Origin of the sequence: Aliifodinibius sp. S!AR15-10, assembly GCF_031569985.1 — a bacterium.
In the GTDB taxonomy this organism is placed as follows: Bacteria; Bacteroidota; Rhodothermia; order Balneolales; family Balneolaceae; genus JAMQKA01.
This window is the reverse complement of the sequence record NZ_JAMQKA010000046.1, coordinates 25912-49217: the sequence shown is the minus strand read 5'-3', so window position 1 is coordinate 49217 and position 23306 is coordinate 25912. Positions and strand designations below refer to the sequence as shown.

Below are 23306 nucleotides of genomic sequence, written 5' to 3'. Positions count from 1 at the left end.
AGTAAGGAGTTGATCTTTGACTTGTTGAGAGAGGTCGGGAAAGGTGAGTTTATCCATGATGTTTTATTCGAAAAATACAAAAACCCAATCACATTTACCCCTTTTATTTAGTGGTAATGACACTAGCAAGGTGGAGTTCTCTTATGCAAAAGGACTGGTGGGACAGGCAGCCGAATCACAACACGCTGAAGTATTTACCACTTCTGAAGATGATTCGTTTATTCGCGCTGAGAAAGCCAGGGCTGCGGACCTTGCAACAGGGCTCTTGCTGCCGATCATCGTGGATGGGATGAGCGAGGCCGTACTCGAATTTTACACGACTGAGCCTGTAGAGATCGATACCCAACTCCAAAAAGTGCTGGAGTCCGTTGCTATCCAGATCGGGCGACTCATTGAACGAAAACGCCACCTGGAGCGGATAGAAAAGGAAAAGGAATTTATCAACAAAGCGATTAACAGTCTCCCCGGACTTTTCTACATGCTGGATGAGCAGCAAAATTTTGTGCGGGTAAACCAGAACCTGATAGACAGCATGGGATATAGCCGGGAAGAACTGGAGGAGATGCATCCACTCGATTTTTACCTGGAAAAAGACCAGCAACGCATGATTGAAGCGGTGCAACAGGCGTTCATCGAGGGAAAGGCTACGCTTGTTTCACAACTGAGAACCAAAGATGGCAAGCTCCCGTGGTACTACCTGACCGGGGCACATTTTCACCAGGAAGGCCAGGATTTCATCCTGGGAACAGGCATCGACATCACTGACCGCGTGCAGGCCGAGCAGGAGCTGGAACGGCACGAGCAGCTTCTCCAGTCCATCATGGACCAGGCCGGGGCTGTTATCTATGTGAAGAAAAAGGACGGCACTTTCCTGTTTGTGAACGACGAATTTTTGAAGCTCTTTGGGCTCCAAAAAGAACAGGTTATCGGGAAGCGGGATGTCGATATTATAGATGAGGATGATGTACAAATAATGCGGGAATCTGATCTCGAGGCAATTGAAACTGGTAAACCCGTGGAACTGGAGGAAACGGTACAGTTCAAGGGAGAAAAACGGACCTATCTTTCGAATAAGGTACCACTCAAAAATGTGGAGGGATTTGAAGAGTGTGTCTGTGGGGTTTCAACGGACATCACTGAACGAAAGCAGGCTGAAAATCAGCTCCGGGAATCACTCAACGAAAAGGAGGTGCTGCTGATGGAGATTCACCACCGGGTAAAAAACAACCTGGCAGTAGTTTCGAGCATGATGCAGCTACAGGCATATGAAAGTGAGAACGAGGAAGTGACCTCTGAGCTCAACAACAGCCAGAGCCGCATAAAATCGATGGCTCTGATGCATGAGCTGCTCTACCAGTCCAAAAGCTTCTCAAAGGTTAACATTGCTGAAAATATTACTGAGCTTCTGGAACATATTTCCAACTCCATTCAACCGAAGGAGATAGAAACTGAGCTGAACCTGGAACCGGTGGACCTCAATATCAACCAGGCGATCCCCTGCTCCCTTATCCTCAATGAGTTGTTGGTCAATATCTACAAACACGCCTTCCCGGAAGGCCAGGACGGCAAGCTTCACATCGCATTAACTGAAAACGACGGGAATGTTGTCCTGAAAGTAAGAGACAACGGGGTGGGCCTGCCGGATGATTTCGACTTGGAGGATCCCACAACAGTTGGGCTCAGACTTATAAATGTGCTAACCAAACAGCTGGAAGCCGACCTGACCTATAGCTCCGACGAGGAAGAAACGGAGTTTGAACTGATCTTTAAGAAAATGAAAATCAAGGGCTCGGCCAGCAATTTGGTGGAATAGAAACACAATACAGTTCGGCCACGAATAGTATACCTGTCTCCATCCCAGAATAATTCGTTTCAGCACTTCTCATACATTTAGCCAGACTGTTTACATTCAGTTGCCAATCCCTTAATAGTGCCCGTTTCAGGGAATATTTCTCTCCCTAAGGCTTTCGGGATCGAAATGACGACTAGTTGAAGAGGCAGAATTGCTGATTAATGCCCACCCTCGGGGGAACAGAATCCTACCCTCAATCCGTCATCTCGAACGTAGCCTGCGAAGTGAGAGATCTTTCCTGAACAAGGTCAAAGACAGGGAACAGCCGCTAATCTGAAAGACAACTCCACCAGCAATTTCGTGCCCTTCTTATCCTGGCTGCCAAAAGAGTGTTTAGACCGTATAACATGTGGTAGTCCCTTTTTAAACAAAGCCCTTTTCCAGAAAGATTTCTCCCTTACGGTCGAAATGACGCTTGAGTGGAGGGGTTCGGTTGTTGATTGCTGCCTGTCCTCCAAATATTATGAACTAACCCTGAACAGTCATCTCGAACCATGCCCAGCGACTACAAAAAAGTGCGGCCCACCACAAAGGTGGACCGCACGTGAGTCTTATTAAACAACTAATTGAGTCAGACTTTAAATCAGGATAAAAGAGATACCGAGTGAAAATACCTGAAGCACCTGTATCTCACTGGAAAAGTCATCATCATAGGCCAGGTCAACGCGCAGCGAGGTGTTGATCAGGTCATTCACCTTACCGGTCACCTGCGTAGAAAAGTAGACATCGGTACTGGAGATCGCGGTATTCACGTTGGTAAATGTTTCCACACTGGAGCTTAGCTGAAAGTTGGGGGCAATGGCCTGGTCATAGCCCAAACCGAGTGTAATACCGCCCTCATTCCGGAGCGTCTCCCCTTCATCCAGCCCATAGAGCGTCTCCAGGTCATCATCGGTTACAATGGTTTGCTTTAGTGCCAAACCCGCTTCCGCACTAAAGTAGTCAGATGGGATATACGCAATACCAGCGCCTTGCGAGAAGTAGGCCGGGGCCATGAAGCGAGAGATTAGAACATCCTCGTCGTTGGGACCGGCATCATATTCATACCCTTTGTCAAACTGTGTCCTGAAATTGATATTCCCATAGGCAGAATAGCTGCCGTTTGCTCGTGCCAAGTCATACGTAAAACGGTTTCGTATGGACAGGCGGTCATCGGTCTTGCGAGTGCCCTGCCCTTCTATCTTCGACTTACCATAACGGGTGCCCAGCAGGAAGCCGTAGCCAAACTTGTCTTTCCTGTGCTTCATGGTGAGGGTTGAGTTCCCCGAGGCACTGATGTTGTTGACGCCTCCCTGCGCCCAGTTGGAATAGGAAGCCTGCGATGCATTGAGTCCCGCCAGCCAGCTGTAATCCCATCCCTGTAGCGTATCACTGACAATGATGGTTTCCTGGGCATGTAGTTGTGTTCCTGTAAATAATAATAGTGCAAATAGTGGTAATAGTTTTTTCATCATGTTGATGGTTTTGTTTAAGATTTATTTGAGATTTACTCTTGTTGGAGCACCAGCGGGCGGGCACTCTCAAACCTGTGAATAAGATTATTCCAGAATAATTTCGAACTAATATAAAGAGATTCTTTTAAAAAACGTTCTCCTGATATGTTGGGACGTTGAAATGTTGAGTTGTTGAAGTTTAAGTCGAAAGTCCGAAGGTCTTAAGGTCGGAAAGTCCAACGTCTAAGTTTGACAATTGAAGGGTGCAGTAGCTAATGGGATGAGGTAAAGGCAGAGAAAGCATGTTTATGAGGGATTAGGTACCTGGCTCGAACTTCATGATTCGATTATTTTCTGCGGATGTTTAGCTAATTTCGGGAACTCCTGCAGTAGTTGTTTGTCCATGGTAATTAATTCGAGATCAAGATCCTTGGCTAAACTTATGAATTCACAATCGTAGCAGGAGCAATTTGATTGACTGACATGATGAAGAACCTGCACTGAATTCACCTGAAATTGTTGGTCCTTCACCTGCAGGAATGAGAAATTGTTGGAGATTTCTCCAAACCACAGAAATGCTTCGCCTTTCGGTAAATGAACTGGGCTGGAGAAATGAACCAAACCAGTGCTGCTAGTCATGATAATCCCCCTGTTTAGATGCCAACGGCATCAAAAGAAAAAAATTTAAGAAATTTTGTAAGGTTTTCGTCTCGCGGCGGTCTATAGGACAGAGCGTAGTGAAAAAATAAATGACTTTTTCGGGAGATGGTGTTCACCAAGAGTGAACTACTTTTATTCTTTCCCAAAAACTACGAACAATCGCAATAGCCGGTTTGCAGCGACAACGCATGCAAGACCGACGTAAACTTTCATCTTGAAAAGGAGAAATATTTATGTCCCTACAATTCTATTTGACAGAGAACAAGATAACAGAAAATCCTGACGACTATATGGCCGTCAGCATAAACCCGGAGAGTTACGACATCGATGAGGTCTACGAGCATATGACCCGTGAAGGCTCTACCATCACCAAGGCAGAAGCACTTGCAGGTTTTGAGGAGGTCATGCAGGGTATCATTAACCTGGTAAAGCGGGGTTATGCAGTCAACACGCCACTGGTAAATATCAGTCCCGGCATTAGAGGAGTGTTTGAGAGCGAAGAGGACAACTTTGATACAAAACGTCATGAGATTAAAGTAAATGTGAACCCGGGCGTGCGACTACAGGAAGTGGTCGAAGAGATCGATGTTGAAAAAGTAGCATCCCGCAAACGACGTCCCACGCTGGCCCATTATTATGATAGCTCCAGCGATAAAAAAGACGAGACTATCACACCGGCAGGTGGAGCGCGTATTACCGGCTCCCTCCTGAAGTTTGACCATGAGGACCCCAACCAGGGCATCTTCTTTATCAATATGGAAGACGACACGGAAACGCGTGTTAAGTCGCAAATCCTGCGAAATATGCCGGCTGAGCTGATCTTTTTGAATCCCACACTTGCCTCTGGCACCTATCGGCTGGAGGTACGGAGTGTCGTCAAAAACACCACGGAGATACGTACAGGCATCCTATCGGAAGAGCTGACCGTCTCATAGTTAAAGAAACTGGAACCGGTTATCTTTCCGGTTTCACATAAGCCATAAATGGCCCTTTCGTGCCTCTCTGTTAACCGCAGAGGGGCTTTTTTATCAAAATGAGCTTTCCCCCACTACGTACAGATATCGTACCCTTACTACGTACGGGTGACGTACCTTACTGGGTACGGAAGGTGTACCCCTACTACGTACATCCGAAGGACATTACTTGTCGGTGCCACGTATCTTACTATGTACGGATGGCGTACATTACTTGTCAGACAGGCGGACATTGCGTGTCGGGAGGACGTACCTTACCGGGTACGGAGGAGGAAGTTGCCACAGCCTTATTCCACACCACTTAACCCGTCATCTCTAGAACCTAGTTAGAGATCTTTTTGCTAACCGGCACAAGCCAGGACAAATACCGCTACCCCAAAATAAGATTTATCCACCATTTAATACCTTGCCTCATGGCTTCCCAAAAGAGTGTCCAGGTCGTATCTTATTTTGTTGTGCAATTCATAGCTGAGGCCATATCAAGAAAGATTTCTCCCTCCCGGTCGAAATGACGACAACGGGGTGGAGCTTGGTTGCTGGTCAAGGCCCGTTTTCTATGAAAAGAGTTCTACATTTGAACAGTCATCTCAATGAAAACTTTCTGGAGAGATCTTATCGAAGAAGGCATTGTTATATAGAAGGTGCAGCCCACCGGGAGGCGAACCGCACCAGGTACCCTGTTAATACTACTCCACCTGTTCCGAGAGGAAGTCGACCAGCGAGGTAAACTCCTCGTAGGAAAGGGCGTTGGCCAGGCCCGCGGGCATCATCGAGGTCTCCAACTCCCGGCGGTTGGAAATATTCGACTTTTCAATCCTCGTGGCCTGCCCAGCGATGTTACGGATCACCAGGTCGTCGGCGGTCTCTTCGGTGATGAACCCGGTATAGCTTTTATCGTCACTGGTGGTTATCTGTACGGTGGCGAAGCCCTGTGAGATGGAGGCGTTGGGCTTGAGGATTGACTCGGCGATCTGCTGCCGGTTCATGATTCCGCCGATCTGCCCAAGGAACGGTCCTTTCTGCACACCCCCCTGGCTGATGCTGTGGCACGCCTGGCAACCCTGTTGAGTAAAAAGTTTCTTCCCTTTCTCCACGTCCCCGTCCAGTTGCTCCAGGGCCAGCATCACGTCTTCTATGGAAGATTCCCCGATCTGCCCTTCCTTGTTTTTGATCTCTTCCAGGTCTACCACCGGGGCCTCTTCTTTGGGCTGCTCGGGCTCGGTACCACCAAACTGCTCAATGCCCAGCCGGTATTTGCCGTTGAGATCGGCAAATAACTCCTTGCCGCTTTCCGAACGCTCCCGCCACTGTTTCACCAGGAAGTCACGAATAAGCGGGGTCCCCTGCCAGTCTACCGCCTTGTAATACGGTCCGTGGGTATCGGGACGCGTACTCCACCACCAGGAACCGTCGTAGGGTGCTTCCTTGTGGTAGATGCGGGCCAGGTTATGCAGTAGCTGGTTCTTGAATGCCTCATCCTCGCTGCTGTTATAGATATCGATCAGTAGCTGCGGAACCACCAGCTCGTGAACATACCGTAGTGCCCAGAGGGCCAGCTCGTTTTGTTCAGTTTCCACCGCATCGAGCAGAGCTTGGGTATCACCGATCTCTACCAGCGCTTTGGCAGCCACGTGGGCTGGAATAATATCGGGGTTTGGCGTAGCGTGCGGACCCTCGGTACCCTTTTCAGGCGCCTGGAAGGATGATGGGACCTCAATTTCCAACAGCTCATCCACTGCCTCTGTGCGTCCCAATCGCCCAAGTCCAACAATAGCGGCAATCCTCACGCGGTCGGAGGAGCTATCCAGCGCGGAAAGGAACGGCTCGGTTGGCACTTGGTCGACATACGCTTTGCGATCGGCCAGCACCCGCAGGGCGAATTCCTGAACCTGTTTGTCATTGGTGAGCTGCACCAGGTTGCCAATGCCATCTTCACCTGCAATCTGAGCATACGTAAAGATACCCGCCACGCGGATGTCGGTGGGCAACTGCCTGTTTTGCGCAATCTTCAAAGCTGCTTCACTTGCTTCCCCTTCCGGTCGCTGCAGGAGCTCCTGCTGGGCAGCCAGTCGCACTTTGGCACTACCTGACTGCAGGTGCTCGGCAAGCTCTTCAATCGAGGCATCCCGCAGGCTGGGGAACGGTTTCGGGTCCAGTCCGTCGGGAACCGCTCGTACGGTAAATCCCTTGGTAGAATCGCCGGTATATCCCGCCCCATCCCAGGATGACAGGTACATGATACCGGAACCATCGACATCCAGATCGGTAATTTGGGGGAGCTCAATGAATTCTTCTTCCTGCTGGGTAAAGCTTCCCTGGTCGGGGGTCACGTGATGCATATACAGGTAGCTGCGTCCCCAGTCGGCCATCATCGGCACGTGGTTGTACTTGGCCGGCCAGCGGTCGTCATCCATATAAAGCGCGCCAGTGCCGGATCCACCACCCAGGTCGATTAATGCAGGGATCGTCTCTTCGGTAAAATGCTTGAACAGGATCGGGTAGCCGTATTCCCCGCTCTGCACCTGGTGGGCAAACCGGACGTTCCAGCCCCCGCCGTCATTGGTGTTGCCCCGCGTAAAGATATTCATTTGCGGGTCGATGGCCACATCATAGATATTGCGAAGCCCATGGGTGTAGACCTCCATCTCGGTTCCATCGGGTCGCACCCGGAGCACCCCGCCGCCCAGCATGGTCAGCTTGGTGCCCTCGCGGTCGGTGGCCTCGTGGAAGCCGAAATCACCCACCGCAATATAGATCCACCCGTCAATGCCCATGCGGATGCCGTTGGTGGCGTGGTCTGTACCCCGGCTGCGAAGGTAATTGGGGTTACTGATATCTTCAATCAGCGGCTGGGAGGGGCCATCAGCAACGCCATCGCGATCCTTGTCCTCAAAGACAACAAAGTCCATCCCCGATGCCTTGCCGGTCTCCTCTGAAAAAGTGGTGTGCAGTACAAACACTTTGTCTCCCATCGCTATGATGCCCCGGGGGTTGTCGACCTTGGCAAACACGGAGTGCGAATCGACCGTCCCGTCTTGGTTGCAGTCGGTCAGCTTTACAATGGAACCCTTGCCGGGATCTTTACCCAGTGATCCCTGCATGTCGATGCCCACAAAGACTTCACCGGTCGGCTTTACCGCCAGTGCCGCGGGACTCGGGGTCACATCGGGACCGGAAAATGCGGTGACATCCAGGTCTTCAGGCCAGTTCAGATCCCCTGAGAGGGAATCACTGAGTGCGGCAAGAGACGCATCAGCCGGCTTGGGATTACAGGGTGGGGCTTCCTGTTGGCAACTTATTGAGATAATGGCCAACAAAACCATTAGGAAAAGTGAGCTTGTTATTTTGTTAAACATAATGTGTAGCTATAAGCGATTTACCGGTTACGAAACGGGGGGATCTTTGGGATACAATATGTGATTGAACTACGGTTTCCTGAATTCCCCTAAGAATCAAGGAAGGCGTTCATGGTTCCCCTATAAGTATTAAATTCCACGAACGTTAACGATAACACCGATCTATTTCAAATTACAGGGCGGTATTATTTTTCGGGTTTAACAGGATTTTACCGAGAACCACTCATCGTCCCACATAGAATGTAAAACCCACTCTAAAATGCCGTAGAACAATATTCAAAGTGTAAATGCTATATTCAGAAGCTGGCTTACCGGCCGGTTGCTACAAAAATTACAGGAAAAGCAAAGGAAATAAGGGAACATAAACGATTTATTTGAATATCTTGTTATTACAGATAGATAAAGAATATAAAACAAAACTTAACCTGGATGGCTGAGCTGAGAGCACTCAGTTACTTCAGGAAGTATAATGGTTGACCATAAAAGAGGGCAGGCCTTGACAGGACCTGCCCTCAAATATTTTAAGTTTTCCGGTTAAATAGTGCTAGAGTTGGGGGACGATGCATCGTCCCCCAACTCTTATTAATAACTCCACGCTTGGTCCCTATGCTCTGCGTTGGGACGATCCACCTCCAGTATAACTTAAACCCTATGGTGCGACAGAGACGCGGAGAGTCAGAGGGGCTTCCGCCGCATAGCGGACGAAAAGCGAGCAATGTATGGAACAGTGAATGCTGCTACATGCCGGTCATCAACTGATTCTTGGCAGCTGGATGGTTAGTGGTTCAAAAGCAATCCTAACGACTGTTTATTTAGAACTCATGTTAATACAAAAAGGTATACTCAACCTTAAGCAGAAGGGCATTTTCGGGAAAGATCTCAAAGGTATCCTGAACTCTTTTGCCAATGGAACGTCCGTACGGAGAAGGGCCGTATGGGGCCAGCGGATTCAGGCTTTCCCGCAACTGACGTCCGTGTGTCCACACCAAATAGATATTAGAACCCGGCTGATACTCCCAGCGCAATACTACATTAGACTGCAGACTACTCAACGAAAACTCTGATCGCTTGGGATAGGTCGCGAACCCTGCCAATTGGTCCCTACCTTGCATAATCTTGAAATCCTCGTAACGGCCCCGCGCTAAAAACAGCTGACTGTAGAGCTGCAGCGAAAGTTTGGGGGTAAAGGTTACATCGCTTCGGAACGTAAGATCGAGCGAGCGGGTGTCGCGCCGGCCAAATACTGGAACGTACCAGGTATTGCCGTTATACGATGAAATATTCGAAAAAATAGTGTTCAGGCGACCTTGGTTCTCAAGTGTTCTGTATTCACTGCCTGCAAGCTTGTCGGGTGATACCGAGCGTTCCCCAATCTGCCACTCAGAACCGGTGTATCGGAATGATTCGTTGGAAGCCCACGCAGTGACATCCTCTTCCCATTCCCCCTCCAGGTTCGCATAGAGGTTCAACCGGGTACCGATATTCCAGTCGCCCCAGAAACCAAAAGCATATCCCTGTCCGCCATCCTCGTGCCACGTGTATGATGCCTCCGGCTGCACTTGCCACTGACGACGCTCGTCGGTATTAAATTCACCCTGCAGCTGGTAGGTGGCAGGTCGTGCCCAGGGACCCAGCCCCCTCGTTTCAAATAGATCATACCCTCCAAAAGGTCGTTCGGCATTCATCCCGAACTCAATCTCCTGGAACTCCATTGTCATCCAGGAGCTCTCCAGCTCAAGTGAAAGACCGAGATCAAGCCCCTTGTCATAAGAAAACTGCTGAATACCAAATACCGTCATGTCAGCACGACGCACGGGGCCAAATGGTTCCCCCCTGTTTATCTGGTACTCAAGTCGGTAGAGATTGGCGATAAAATTATTTTCTCTTAGTTGACCGATGTCGTTGGGATTAAACTCATCCCCGAACACATCAAGCCCTACAAAACCGTTTAGGATACCCTGCCGCTTTCGGAGCCAGACTTTACCGGCCACACCGGTGCTGGAGCTGCGGCCCGGTGCTGTCCAATTTCGGTGGGTAAAGGCCGAGAACCCCTCCACCCCATAGCGGTTATCGAGGAAACGGATATCCCAGTCGAGCCCGCCGCTGGCAGTTTGAATGCGACCAATTCCATCAGGCGATGGTGCATCATAGCCAGTGAGTATAGCCCCAGCCTCTGAAACCCTCCCGAACTGCTGGCGTACCCGCCCCACCCCGTAATTGCGACTTGGATCAAAATCACTGCCCGAAGTGGCCCCGAGAATACCAAAAGAGGTTCCGCTTTCGGTCCGGCCGGACACTTTGGTTGCCCCAATGATGGGCGCCTCAGCACCAATTCGGCGAGTGTACAATAGCTCGCCAGGTCCCACAGAAAATTCGTAAATCTGTATCCCTTCAATAAAAAAGGGCCGTTTCTCATCAAAAAAGGTTTCAAATGCTGTGAGGTTGAGCACCGCCGGATCGGATTCCACCTGTCCAAAGTCCGGGTTGATCGTGGCATCGAGGGTAATATTGGGACCAAGGCCGACCTTGAGATCTCCTCCTACGTCTGCATTTGTACTGACATCGGCCCGCCCCGGATCCTGCAGGCTCTCCTGTGAGGTGAGACCGGCAACAGTGTAGGGCCTTACCTGGATATTCGGTTTCGGCTCAATATTTTCGATCTGAGTCAAATGGCCGAACTGGGCAACGAGATTGGATCGCTCCGAGCGTGGAACCAGTGGCCACTCCACTACTTCTCCCAAGCGCGGAATGCGGCGGGTAAAATGGATGCCCCACGTTTGAAGGTCGGTATCTGGAAAGCGCAACATGCTGTTGGGAATTTTCATCTCCACAACCCAGCCCTCATCATTAACTCTAACGGCCGAGTCCCAAACTGCATCCCAGGAAGGGTCCATACCGGGTGGGGCATCACCTCCGCCACCGCCCCCTCCCGAGCGAAGAGCATCAAACTGAACTCCGGCTGCATTTAGTCCGAAGGTGTAGGCATTCCGCTTGTTGAAGTATGAATCGATGGATACCAGGAACCAGTCGGCCTGGTTGTACTCGTCGCGACGGCCAAGGGTTCGCTGTATTCCGGATGGGGCTTGATCATACAGCATCGCACCTATATACACATTTCCCTCGCCATACAACACTCGTACTTCTGTGCGCTGCGATGCCACCGCCCCCTCATTGGGCTCAAACTGCCGAAACCCGGTTATGGGCTCAGATTGATTCCAAGCATCTTCGTCAAGATACCCGTCTAGTCGTATATCACTATTTACCTGTTGTGCCGGGTGCCTAGGAATTCCCTGGGAAAATGTGAGCACGGGAGTTGAAAAAATTAATCCTGCCAAAAGAATACCGAATACTCTGTACCTGTTCTGTATAAACATCCTTTAAATTTTATTTCTTAAATGGCTCCTGCCGAAATATTTAAATAAAAACCATTAGCAGAAGCCTTTTTATCCCATTTTTTAAAGAAATTTCCCAACGGGGTAGAATATCTGTATTAATCCTGAAGCAAATCTAAAGTCTACTCCATGCCCCGGAAGGTAACAATTTCATTTGTGTTAAATTAAGGAGATATGATAAACCAGCGATCGGCGGTCCATGAAAGCCCGACTTTGGTATAAACTGCTCGCAATTAAAGAATGAGTTACATGAACCAGGCATCGTTTATAAATAACCTTTTGGTATCCATTGTTCAGCTGACCGTGCACTTCCATGGAGCATCCAATTGCCTTAATATGATATCTCCTGTATCATTTCATGCTTGGAATCAGGATGGACTGGATTAGAGGATGTACGGGATTCGTTCTTGTAACAATAGAAATATAATCATCTTGCTCATTCTTTAATCCTGTAAATCCCGGTTCCAATTTTTTATTCAATCACATTCCCTTGTTCCGTCTCCGCTGCTTTTAACGACATCCTAACCTCCTGCATCCTCTTGCACAGTTATTATAAGCTATCATCGTGAGGGGAAATTAATATCATCCAAATTAGTTTAACTATTTGCCTGTTTTTATATTTGATTGTCCTTTAGGGGACCCACCCCTGTCCCCTCCCTCCAACAGAAACCCGCTATCGCGGGGAGGGGGATGCATTGGTTAAGTTTAGAATCACTAAATAAAACCGTGCTTTTCAAGCTCATTCTTCAGCATCAGATCATCACTCACCAAAGGGCTCAATCCAGTTCAAGGAGTTTCCCTCCCTGATTCATTAGGTGCCTGCTCCGACTACTGTCGGAGAGGGCCGAAGGGTGGGTTAACAAAGGACAATAAGATCAATCAATGCTCCTCCATGAATTAAACAACCCTACGAATAGGCTGTGCGTAGTACCGCACATAGGGTATGTGTGCTGGGGCACATGGGGTATGCGTGCAAGGGCACATACCCTATGTGGCGGTAGTCAACTATAAAACGAGCCCTGCGGCATGGTGTACACAGGGCTCGCAAAGGTTAAGTGGTGGAGGCTACTGCACCCTTAATATGGGTTCGAAGATACCTGTGCGCAGGTCATTGCCATCCCGCCTGGTATTTCGGACTTCCATGCGCCAGCTGCCGGCGGCCAGGCTCTCCGGGATGCGCAGGGTCAGCGTCTTCGGCTCGTTGGTGCGGACCTGCTCCGCTTTGGCCTCGGAATCATCGGACTGACAGACAAAGAAGACGCCCTCCTCTTCCAGGGTATCATGGATCTTCAGGTGACTGCCGGAGGTCTCCAGCACGTCGCAAGGAGTGAGGATATCTTCGTTGGTTTAACTGCCCCAGTCGTAGACTGTCTCGATTTCGGGAGCAATGCGGTCGGAATCCTCGGTACGCTGGCATATCGCATACATATTCGCCTGCGGGTGTTTCTGGTAGATCGGGATGAACTCCATACCAAATCCCAGTCCCACAATCACTATATTAACTTGGTTGTAAGACATAATGGTCTAATAATATTTTTTAACGGTTCTTAGTTCTGTAAATATTTATTTCAGCCTCCTTATCTGTGCATCAAGAGCATTGGAAATAATGTCTTTCTCTATATAGCCCAACCGATTTTTTTACAGGGTTTCTGAAATCTCTTGGTGCTCCCGTTTTTCCAAACGCTCTATTTTGTAACCACCTCTGCGCTGATCTCTAATAAACCACACGATAAATACGATACCTGCCAGGAACGCGATCGGCGCTACCCACCGGAAGGCCATACGTCCTCCATAGTTGTCGGCCGGACGCAGTACACTGGAGGCCTGCTGTATAAGCTGTTGTTCCTGTGGTATACCGCTATCGATTAAAGCCCGTAGCGCATTTCCGGTCGTGGTCCCATCAAATTCTCCATTTTCCTTGAAATAGGCCAAGGCCGCTTGGGCTTGTTCAAACACATTGCTGACATCGGCCTCGCGGTAGCCGAGCTGCGCAAGGATCTCGCGGTTACCCGCCGCATTTTCGGCCCTTTCGACGTATTCCGGGAACCGGTCCTCCACCTGCTGGAGAATGCTCACCGTCTGCTGCTCATTCAGAGCATCGGGAAGATAGCTGTCGGCTATTTCTCCCATGATCGCATTCGATCCACCACCCCCAACGAATCCCATTCCAATCAGCAACACAATGCCCAGTGAGCCGGCTTTCGGAAACCGCTCGCTCATCAGTCCGATCATATTGGGCACAAAGAAAGCGATACCGATAGCAAAGAAGGCTCCAGCAATCATTAGAGGTAGAACTTCAGTTTCTACATAACTAAACATAAACAGACCTATGCAGGTCAGGAAGGAAGCGCCCAGCAACATCCCGGTAGGAGAAAATTTTTCGACAAACGGCCCAGCAAACATCCGTAGCAGGAACATCAACCCGCTGATCCAAACCAGCACCAGCACCCCGTGCAAGCCAGCGGCCTGCAGCACATCGGGAATCCAGCGCATCGGGCCCATTTCCATGGCCAGGGTAAACATCATTAATAAAATTAGCCCCAATACGCCAGCATTGGTGAAGGTATACCTGAACATCTCCTTTATCGGGATTCCTGCCGCGGCCGTTTCGGTCTGGGGGAACTTGCGGGGAAACAGCAGCCATCCGTATACCAAAATTGGGACATAGACAAGGGCCATCTGGGCGGTCCAGTGGCCGACATAAATGGAACCGATGTCCCCAATCTGGGCCATCCCCCAACCTAAAAGACCTCCTAAAACAAGCCCCCCCATATAAAAGCCGTGGAAATGGTTCAGCTTTGTGGTTTTGTTGTCCGGGTATAGGGCAGCTGTAAGCGGATTGCCGGCCACCTCGATCATGCCGTTGCCAAATCCCATCCCAATCGCTCCGGCAAACAGGATCCAAAACGCTGACGGGTCACCAGCAAAAAAGTAGGCCACCAAAAACAGCGTAACCCCTGAAAGGTGGCCTATGAAGGCGCCCTTGGTAGCATTTTTGAGTCCAATTTTTTCCAGTAACGGCCCGATGGTGAGCAGCGATATGGACATACCCCACAAGGCGGCTCCGCCTATATATCCCACATCAGCATTGGTTAAGATGAACTCTGTTTTCAGCTGATTGAGGATGTTACTGACCAGTATGAAGGAAAACGCCGTCGGCAGCAGGGCCAGGCAGATTCCGGTAAAGATTTTTTTGCGTTCAATTCCATTTAATCTTGTTTGTTCTGTGGCCATAGGAGAGCTTTTACAATTTACATTACTGGGATCTCCTAAGTATAAAAGTCCCTTTATTTTTGTGTTTAATATATCCTGAGAAATCCGGTTAGTTAGAAAAGAAAGAAAAAAGAATACAGGATTATTGGCTAATATAAAGTCCCAGCCTTGGGGTATTCTTTTCTTGCTTCCATCCCCCCACCATAATCTGGCCTACTCCTCCGTAAAACAACCCCACATTCAAAATCATCGAATCCATAGAAATAATACCTGCATTAATTAAACTCAACAGAACCGCGCACATGCCAAAAGCAAATAGGCCTAATGGTCCCGGATTGGCCGTGCCATCAGTAAATGATTACAATGTTTGACTTATTAGATAGTTATTTGTGTTGATTGAAAGGTGTTTTACTTCGATACTATAAATTACAACTGATAAGAGGCCTCCATATATCTACCTAAGAGGAAACCAGTTCCTCAATATTTAAGACCGGTTTAATATTCGTGAATTTCGGTACATCGTCCATGATTTCATCTCCATGATTTTCGAAGGCCGCCTTTAGTCCATCCAGATTTTTTAAATATAGTTGGACAGTAGCAGTACAAGGGGGGGACTCCTCATCGCCAACCCCTTCAATGCCTCGAGCTACTTCTGTACGAACCACACTCTCACCAATAAGGGGGAGAACCAGTGGCAAATGAGTATTTACATAGTAATCAAAATCGAAATGACCTTCTTCCTTCGAAGCATAAATAACTGTTAAGCGATACATAATTAGAGTCCTTTAAGTTAGAACTGAATTCATATTTACATGAATCCCAGAAATATATTTTCTTGTAAAGTACATTCCTTTCTCACATCATCTCCAGTAGCATCTCGACTGCTTTGTCCGAAAACTTCTCATCATTGATATTGGCATTTACTTCTACCACTTCTATTCCCGTATTCAGCGTGCTCTTAAGTCCCTCAACAAATGCCTTATCTGCCTCAGGGTCCCAAAACAGTTGCGGCTCGCTCTTATTGACCGAATCCAGCATAGAATAGCCCTGTAAGGGAATAATGAAAGCTATCTCGCCGTTAGCCTGATTGGCTTTCTCGGCAAAAACCTCTCCCATCTTACGATTCTCCTCGGCGGTGGTCCGCATCAGCGTCACCTGCGGGTTCCATTCATAAAATAGACGGCCTTCATAATGAGAGGGAATTGTGGAAGGGTTACCAAAGTTGCACATATCGATACACCCAGGAGCGATCAGATGGGGAATACCGGCTTTCCCTGGCCCGTCAAGCCGCTCCGGACCGGCATCAAATACCCCGCCGCAGATCGTATCAGCCCACTCAGTAGTAGTAATGTCCAAAGCTCCCTGAACTCTCCCCTCATTAATCAGTTTTTCCATGGTCTTCCCCCCCGTTCCGGTTGCGTGAAAGACCAGCACATCAAACCCCTCTCTGGACAACGCCTTCCGGCAGGCATCAATACACGGAGTGGTATTGCCAAACATAGAGGCACCAATCACTGGCCCCGATTCTACAGCCCGATCACCGGTTCGAGTCTCTATCATCCCGCTCAATGCTCCAACTGCTCTGGAAAAAATTGCTGTACTGAGTGAATTGATCCCTGCAATATCGATTAACGAGGGGATCATAATGATGTCACTAACACCCACATACGGCGCCACATCACCCGAGGCAACCGTCGAAATACAAATCTTGGGTACACCATAGGGCAAGGCCCTCATTCCCGAAGTCACTACATTAGTTCCTGCTGATCCACCCATCCCAATGATTCCATCAATATTATGCTTCTCAAATAGCTCCTCGAGTACTGTAGCGAGACCGTCTGACATAACACCAATCGCCTTGCCTCGGTCCCGCTCCTCGCGTAGGGTGGACAGATCCGTTCCACCGGCTTCGGCCACCTGCTCGGCGGGAATATCAACGTCAAACAGATCCGTCGATCCCAACACACCTGTGTTTACAGTTACCACCCCATATCCCTGTTCTTTGATCCGATTAATCAGATAGTTGTACTCTTCTCCTTTACTATCAAACGCTCCTGGAACGACAACTTTCTTCGTCATGGTTATTTCCTGCTTTTTAAAATTTTATATTTTTGAATTTTTTGATCTGTTCGGTAATAGCCACTTCCGTTGGAAGCCGTTCCATCGAACTGGCTCCGTAAAATCCGTCAACGCCCTCCACGTGATTCAGGATATATTGTGCATCGTCCGGCATGGCAATGGGGCCACCGTGACAAAGCACAATCACCTCATCGTTAATCTCCTTGCTTGTGGAAACAATCTCCTTAATCAACGAGACACACTCATCAAGACCTTTGGCCGTCTTAGCACCAATCTTCCCGGACGTCGTCAGACCCATATGGGCCACAATAATATCGGCCCCAGCTTTAGTCATTGCCCTTGCATCTTCGTTGTTAAACACATATGGTGTAGTCAGCATATCCAGCTCATGAGCCGCCCGGATGCAGTCGATTTCTAATTCAAAACTCATACCTGTCTCCTCCAGATTATCCCGAAACCCACCATCAATTAAACCTACAGTTGGAAAATTCTGGATACCGGCAAATCCCAACTCCTTTAGCTCTTTCAAAAACGACTCCCGAAGCATAAACGGATCGGTTGCACACACACCAGCCAAAACCGGCGTGTGTTTCACCGTCGGAATTACTTCATAAGCCATCTCCTTAACAATTGCATTGGCGTTGCCATAAGGCAATAGACCGGCCAGCGAGCCGCGCCCGGCCATCCGGTAGCGCCCCGAATTGTAGATCACAATCAGATCGATTCCGCCGGCCTCTTCGCATTTTGCCGAAATGCCCGTACCAGCTCCACCGCCAATGATCGGCTCACCGGTCGCAATTTTCTCCTTCAGTTTTTTTACAATATCGGCTCTGCTCCAAGTATTCATCTATATATCTATTGTTTTCTAATTCTTTTTTAGTGTAAGTAACTATAAAAGGATCATAGCTATAAGACGTTGACCCATAATTCAATGACCTATATCAATCAAGCATAATGCCAGTAGCTGCCCACCATACTGCACCCGCAATATGTTTACGATACATTGGATCATCATACTGATCCTCTGGATGGCCCAGCATTGTATAAAAGGATCGTGCTCCATTGCCCTCAAAATCGTCCTGATACCAAGCCATGGGATGAACGTTACCCATTTGATCACCGGGATAGCTCCCTTGTGACGATAAATTCTCATCAATAGTTAACAATACATTTATATCATCAGACACTTCGCTAAAGTTATACCACTCATCCATTACAACCCAATTAGCAGGGAGATGGGCTGTGGACGGATGTGAGTGATCTTCTACATTGAGTACAGCTATATGTTGACCAGGATGAAAATTATATTCGGCTCCAATGAGATCATTGTACCATTGCCACGTGGCTTCCGATTCCTCACGTGGCGAACGAGCTTCAAAAAAAGTATATATTGCGCCATGAATACCTACAAAGTTGCCTCCATTACGAATAAAATCCTGAAATCCTCTTTTTTGACTTTCATTCAGGATATTGCCTGCTGAATTCATGAACACAATCACATCAAATTCATTCATCCTCTCCGGATCATCAAAGATTTGAGTATTATCAGTCCAATGTACTCCAAACCTATACTTTCGACCTAAATCTTTAAACATCTCAGCTCCATTTGAAATGGAAGTGTGCCGATGAGGATAGCTCTCAACTTTGGTAATTAGCAAGACCTGAAAACGCTCAGATTGTGCAAACGATGTTTCAAAAATGAACAAAAATGTAATTGCAACTAGAATAAATATTTTGAAAAAATTATTTAAGAACATTTTTTTTATTTTAATTTTAAAATTAAGTAGAACAAATAGATTATTATTACAAGTATATAAACGCACTTCAAAAAGTGCGTACCTATTTAAAATTTTCGCTGTAAATAAGCCAATAAATCCTTTATCTCCTGATCAGTCAGACTTCTTTGCAGTCCTTCAGGCATTAGAGATCTATCGACCATTCCATACTCTGCAACATCTTCTTTATCAAAATAAACTCCTCCTCCCGCTTCAGTGTGCGTTAGCCTGATTCGCGTTTCTTGTACATCAACCTGAACGCCTGTCCGAGAGGTCCCATCTTCGAGCTCAACAAACCAGCCTTGATATCCGTCTGTAATTTGCTCATTGGGTAGCAATAGTTTCGAAATTAATTGACTTTTGTCCATAGATTGCCCCACATTGGTGAGGTCAGGCCCCAAGTCGCCTCCCCCCAGACCTTCAGAGGCGTGACATGTCGAACACATTGCCACGTTAGTAAAAAACACCCTTCTCCCACGCTCAACATCTCCGTTTCCGGCCAATAAAGTCTGCCATTCTTGAACCTCGGTATTTTCAGGCCTGGTCTCCAGTTCTTGGTTCAATCCCAACATCAACTGTTGTTTCAAAGGATCATTGTCATCATCATTCAATGAAGCAAGTTTAGCTTCAAATACATTTTTGACAGTGTCATCAGATGCTTTTGATCGCAAGAAACGAGCAGCTTCTATCCGTATATTTTCACTCTCATCATCCAAAAGTGAGATTATATCCTGCCACCTTTCCTTTTCCAAAGGTTGACTGGAAAGAGCAAACAGGGCCTCAGACCTTATAAGTTCGGAATTCTCATTATTCAAAGCGATTTGTAATAATTGATTGGCGAGTTCCATATCGGAATGATTATAGAGGAGTCTGATAACTCCAAGGCGGAGGGTAATATCTTCGTCCTGCCTTAAAAATGAGGACAACAAATCTCTATAAGCTGTCAAATCATCCAAATACCGCATAGCATGCATTCTCAACTGTGCAGGATTCGCAGGATCTGATATAAAGTTGGAAATAAAATTTTCGGGCAATGACCTTTGTAATGACCTTGAATTCGATTCTGTTCTGTTTTGGAATGCAGCTATAAAATCCGGCTGCAGAAGTTTGACGGTCTCCAGGTAGGTTTCAAATAGATCTTTATTAAACTCTCCTGAGGTCAGGGCCTTCTCCAAATCATTTCTCCTTTCAGTCATTTGGCGGCTACCCACCCAGATTAATGCCATTTTTCTTATCCTTTGATCAGGATCTGATAAAAACTGACCGGCCAGGTATTCAACTTCTTCGATATTGGATTTCTTCAGTGCCAACAAGACACCCAAGCGAACATCCGGGTCAGGATCATCTACAGTCGCGATCAGGTCTTCCTGATAATTTTCCCGACTCAAAGCCATCACAGCCGCATGGACCATAAAGGGATCACTTGATTTCAGATTTTCTTTAAGGCTATCAAAATCAGAATTGGTATTAAGAACATCCTGAAATTTTTGCCAAGATTCATTAACCAAAAAGGGATCAAATTCTTCTCTCCTGTTCAATGTCTCTACATTATCTTTAGTACTTAGTTTCCAAACCTTCCCTTTACCATGCACAGCATATTCACGAATCACCCAATCAGTAAAATAAATATTTCCTTTACTGTCTGTAGCGAAGGCTACCGGTCTAAAATCCTCTTCTCTCTCTTGTGCTCTAAAGGCTTCTCCCTCTATAATCACCTCCGTTTCTCCGGTAACTGAAACCCCCTTGTCCTGCAGGCTGATCCTTACAATTGCACTTTCATCATAAATAGCACCTAACATTTGACCATCGTAATCCACTGGCAGATTAGCATAACTGGCATTCAGTAATCCTGTAGGTGCTTCACCCACTCCCACCACATAGGGCATTGTTCCTGGCAATTCCCCGTTCCAAGCCGAATAGGGATGTATCCCACTCCCTCCGAATAAGGTTACAAAACCATAATCTCCACCTTCCACATGATGGACTAAGCGATTAGGTCCTCTGCTATTCGGATCATTGTCCATTCCCAACAGTCTGCCATAATTGTCGAATGCTAAGCCAGTTGCGTTCCAGAAACCCGTTGAAAATTGTTCCAGCTGAGAACCGTCCAGCCGGGCTCTCATAGTATTGCCGGCATCAAATCCATATCCGGAAATTTTAGATCCATCGGTACCTTCGGCTTCCCATTCAGCACCCCCTGTTGTTCCCCTTGAGATATACATCCAGCCGTTATTGTCAAAATTGACATCTAACAAAGATGAATGTGAATAAACACTTGTGGGTTTATTCAACCACACTATCTTTTCTCTACCCTCACTTACTCCATCTTCGTCCTCATCATAATATTTCCATACAGCTAAATCCGTTACTACATATAAATGTCCTTCAGGAGAAAAAGATATTAACATCCCCCCCTGAATTCCTTCTGCAAAAACGGAAGACGTATAAGTCCCATCTTCATTATTATCTTCAAACACCTTAATTACATCCCCCTCCGGTCCTTCATATTCTGAGGTTCTGTGATGTGTATGTGTCTCCAAAACATAAATCCGGTCTCTACTGTCCACTGCTATTCCTATAGGTGTACCAATGACCGGATCTTCTGCAATTACGGTTAATTGAAGCCTATCATCTAAGACTTGAACTCCAGGAGGCAATTCTATAAGATTATTGTTATTTGAGGAGCATGAAAATAAAACCGAAACAATTATCGTGATTAAAAAAAGTCGCAAACTTATTGTCTTTTTCATAATTATTACTTACGGCTATTGGCCTTTCCAAAATTATCTTATAATTATTGAATGACAATTTTATCAATAACCTGGATTTTGGGTAAGATTTGGATTTAAATCTATTTCGCTTTGAGGAATAGGCCACAGCATGTATGCAGGATCCCATCTCCCTGTTGTTACCATAAATAGTAGATTCTCTTCTTCTGCATATGCACTAAAATCCACCATTCCATTTTCATCAATTTCTGGAATATCATCAGGCTCTAATTCTGTATAATTCCCCGGCCTGCCCCAAATATTATCCTGACCATACACTTCTTCCATCAAACCCCATCTTTTAAGGTCCTCATATCGTAACCCCTCAAATGCAAGTTCTGCTATCCTTTCTCTGCGTATAATTTCCCTCAATTCCGACTGACTTGTTGTGGTAATAGCAGGGTATTGACCGGTCTGCCCAACTCCAACTTCATATGCCCTTGCTCTAACTCTGTTTATAGCATCGAGTACAGTTTGATCTATTTCGCCTGATTCAATCTTAGCTTCTGCATACATAAGAAGTACATCTGCATATCGATAAAGAATAACGTTCTTAGAAGAAGCATTACCTGCATCTTCCTCGTTAACATATTTCTTAAGATTATAACCGCTCTTTGTACGCCACTCGTGGAGAACGTCTTGATTAGCTATCATTTCACCGCTATTTCGATCTAAGATATAAGACTCATGTGGAATAAGTTCTGGATCATGAGTACTCATATATTCCCTCCCATCAAAAATTGTACCGTAAGTCTTAATTGATTCTTCAGTCCCATCCCAAACCCTGGGTTGTAGTACTGTAGCAGCAAGTCTTGGGTCACGATTAACAAAAGGATTAGTCGGGTCATACAAAGGTGATTCATCTATGGGAAGACCATCTGTAGCCTCAAAAGAGCTTACCAAATGCTGTGTAGGATTAATTCCAGACCAAGCACCTGGAGAAGTATTACGGCCCATTATTACGCTCACACCATAAGCCCTTTCTCCCTGCAGATATTGATCAGCCAAAATTATCTCATCACTGTATTGTCCCTCATAAGAAAATAATTCACTAAAACTTGGATGTAAGCTATATACGCCTAAATTCATCACTTTTTCGGCTGCATCAATAGCCACATCATACATCTCATTATAAAGTGCTGCCCTGGTTTTGATGGCAAGGGCAGATCCCTTAGTTACTCGCCCAATTTCACTCCCTTGGTATTCGTTAGGTAAGTCAGCTGCGGCCTCATCCAATTCAGTTAAAATAAATTCTAAAATTTGGCTTTTGGATGTCCTCTCAATATTGCCTGCCTCTTCTAAGGTGGGTGTCTCTGTAATAAGAGGGACATCACCGAATTTCTGAATCAATTCAAAATAATTAACTGCCCGAATTACTCTTGCTTCAGCCATAATTCGATTGAATAATTCCGGGCTTGTATCATCTTGTGCACGCTCTCCATTATTTAATATAACATTGCTGCGGTTTATACCTTGATAACTTCTATCCCAGTATTCCTCAAATACATCAGATGTTGTAAATAATTCTCCCAAACGAAATATCTGATATTCATTTGTTACTCTACTCATTACTATATCAGTATTATCTTCCATACTGTAGGGAAAATCAGCCATTCTAGGGCTTATATAGTTGTAAGCAGCATTGACACCCATTACTAATTCCTCCTCGCTGCTAAAAAAGTTTTCTGCTGAAGGACCTTCTAAAGGTGCTTTACTAATAAAATCCTGACAGGCTGAAAATATAATTATTCCTACGATTGCAATTAATAGTCTATTTACTGATTTCATAAAAGGCACCATTTAT

General features: G+C 46.8%; 14 protein-coding genes and 2 pseudogenes. 2 read left to right on the top strand and 14 right to left on the bottom strand.

The window, feature by feature from the left end; genetic code table 11:
* The first annotated feature begins 130 nt into the window (after positions 1–130).
* Positions 131–1813 (top strand): PAS domain S-box protein, encoded by a 1683-nt coding sequence (locus tag NC796_RS21075; protein WP_310687492.1) that lies wholly within the window; start codon positions 131–133, stop codon positions 1811–1813.
* A 617-nt stretch (positions 1814–2430) separates the two neighbouring features.
* Here the strand turns inward: NC796_RS21075 and NC796_RS21070 are convergent.
* A complete protein-coding gene (locus tag NC796_RS21070; protein WP_310687491.1) occupies positions 2431–3306 on the bottom strand; it encodes a DUF3078 domain-containing protein in 876 nt (291 codons plus the stop codon).
* Positions 3307–3621: 315 nt separating this feature from the next.
* Positions 3622–3924: a hypothetical protein gene (locus NC796_RS21065; RefSeq protein ID WP_310687490.1), complete on the bottom strand. Its 303-nt coding sequence runs from the start codon at positions 3922–3924 to the stop codon at positions 3622–3624.
* A gap of 254 nt (positions 3925–4178) precedes the next feature.
* On the opposite strand from NC796_RS21065, the gene NC796_RS21060 reads away from it, so the two are divergent.
* Positions 4179–4880 carry a DNA-binding domain-containing protein gene (locus tag NC796_RS21060; protein WP_310687488.1) on the top strand — a complete coding sequence of 234 codons (702 nt, stop codon included), beginning with the start codon at positions 4179–4181 and terminating at the stop codon, positions 4878–4880.
* A 725-nt stretch (positions 4881–5605) separates the two neighbouring features.
* On the opposite strand, the gene NC796_RS21055 is transcribed toward NC796_RS21060, so the two are convergent.
* The 12 genes and pseudogenes from NC796_RS21055 to NC796_RS21005 form a co-directional block, all read right to left on the bottom strand.
* Positions 5606–8275: a c-type cytochrome gene (locus tag NC796_RS21055; protein WP_310687486.1), complete on the bottom strand. Its 2670-nt coding sequence runs from the start codon at positions 8273–8275 to the stop codon at positions 5606–5608.
* Between the two features lie 824 nt (positions 8276–9099).
* A complete protein-coding gene (locus tag NC796_RS21050; protein ID WP_310687484.1) occupies positions 9100–11649 on the bottom strand; it encodes a DUF5916 domain-containing protein in 2550 nt (849 codons plus the stop codon).
* 1083 nt (positions 11650–12732) lie between these two features.
* Positions 12733–13002: a DUF4469 domain-containing protein gene (locus tag NC796_RS21045; protein WP_310687493.1), complete on the bottom strand. Its 270-nt coding sequence runs from the start codon at positions 13000–13002 to the stop codon at positions 12733–12735.
* Between the two features lie 66 nt (positions 13003–13068).
* A pseudogene (locus NC796_RS21040) lies at positions 13069–13185 on the bottom strand (gfo/Idh/MocA family oxidoreductase); the annotation flags it as partial.
* A gap of 120 nt (positions 13186–13305) precedes the next feature.
* On the bottom strand, positions 13306–14901 hold the full coding sequence (locus tag NC796_RS21035) for an MFS transporter (protein WP_310687481.1): 1596 nt from the start codon (positions 14899–14901) through the stop codon (positions 13306–13308).
* Between the two features lie 121 nt (positions 14902–15022).
* Positions 15023–15211 (bottom strand): annotated as a pseudogene (locus tag NC796_RS26885) (acetate uptake transporter); the annotation flags it as partial.
* Positions 15212–15338: 127 nt separating this feature from the next.
* Positions 15339–15653, bottom strand: a complete 315-nt coding sequence (locus tag NC796_RS21030) for an EthD family reductase (protein WP_310687479.1) — start codon at positions 15651–15653, stop codon at positions 15339–15341.
* A gap of 82 nt (positions 15654–15735) precedes the next feature.
* The gene (locus NC796_RS21025; protein ID WP_310687477.1) at positions 15736–16959 is read right to left on the bottom strand and encodes a Tm-1-like ATP-binding domain-containing protein; all 1224 of its coding nucleotides are present in this window, start codon (positions 16957–16959) and stop codon (positions 15736–15738) included.
* Positions 16960–16975: 16 nt separating this feature from the next.
* Positions 16976–17806 (bottom strand): phosphoenolpyruvate hydrolase family protein, encoded by an 831-nt coding sequence (locus NC796_RS21020; RefSeq protein WP_310687475.1) that lies wholly within the window; start codon positions 17804–17806, stop codon positions 16976–16978.
* Positions 17807–17900: 94 nt separating this feature from the next.
* Positions 17901–18716: a ThuA domain-containing protein gene (locus NC796_RS21015; RefSeq protein ID WP_310687473.1), complete on the bottom strand. Its 816-nt coding sequence runs from the start codon at positions 18714–18716 to the stop codon at positions 17901–17903.
* 86 nt (positions 18717–18802) lie between these two features.
* Positions 18803–21484, bottom strand: coding sequence for a PVC-type heme-binding CxxCH protein (locus NC796_RS21010; protein ID WP_310687472.1), 2682 nt, complete (start codon positions 21482–21484; stop codon positions 18803–18805).
* Positions 21485–21547: 63 nt separating this feature from the next.
* A complete protein-coding gene (locus NC796_RS21005) occupies positions 21548–23290 on the bottom strand; it encodes a RagB/SusD family nutrient uptake outer membrane protein (protein WP_310687470.1) in 1743 nt (580 codons plus the stop codon).
* Between the last annotated feature and the right edge of the window lie 16 nt (positions 23291–23306).

What these genes read in the sequence shown, in the direction of transcription:
- NC796_RS21070 (WP_310687491.1), bottom strand. Translation starts at nt 3,306, where the DNA reads ATGATGAAAAAACTATTACCACTATTTGCACTATTATTATTTACAGGA.
- NC796_RS21065 (WP_310687490.1), bottom strand. Translation starts at nt 3,924, where the DNA reads ATGACTAGCAGCACTGGTTTGGTTCATTTCTCCAGCCCAGTTCATTTA.
- NC796_RS21060 (WP_310687488.1), top strand. Translation starts at nt 4,179, where the DNA reads ATGTCCCTACAATTCTATTTGACAGAGAACAAGATAACAGAAAATCCT.
- NC796_RS21055 (WP_310687486.1), bottom strand. Translation starts at nt 8,275, where the DNA reads ATGTTTAACAAAATAACAAGCTCACTTTTCCTAATGGTTTTGTTGGCC.
- NC796_RS21050 (WP_310687484.1), bottom strand. Translation starts at nt 11,649, where the DNA reads ATGTTTATACAGAACAGGTACAGAGTATTCGGTATTCTTTTGGCAGGA.
- NC796_RS21035 (WP_310687481.1), bottom strand. Translation starts at nt 14,901, where the DNA reads ATGGCCACAGAACAAACAAGATTAAATGGAATTGAACGCAAAAAAATC.
- NC796_RS21030 (WP_310687479.1), bottom strand. Translation starts at nt 15,653, where the DNA reads ATGTATCGCTTAACAGTTATTTATGCTTCGAAGGAAGAAGGTCATTTC.
- NC796_RS21025 (WP_310687477.1), bottom strand. Translation starts at nt 16,959, where the DNA reads ATGACGAAGAAAGTTGTCGTTCCAGGAGCGTTTGATAGTAAAGGAGAA.
- NC796_RS21020 (WP_310687475.1), bottom strand. Translation starts at nt 17,806, where the DNA reads ATGAATACTTGGAGCAGAGCCGATATTGTAAAAAAACTGAAGGAGAAA.
- NC796_RS21015 (WP_310687473.1), bottom strand. Translation starts at nt 18,716, where the DNA reads ATGTTCTTAAATAATTTTTTCAAAATATTTATTCTAGTTGCAATTACA.
- NC796_RS21010 (WP_310687472.1), bottom strand. Translation starts at nt 21,484, where the DNA reads ATGAAAAAGACAATAAGTTTGCGACTTTTTTTAATCACGATAATTGTT.
- NC796_RS21005 (WP_310687470.1), bottom strand. Translation starts at nt 23,290, where the DNA reads ATGAAATCAGTAAATAGACTATTAATTGCAATCGTAGGAATAATTATA.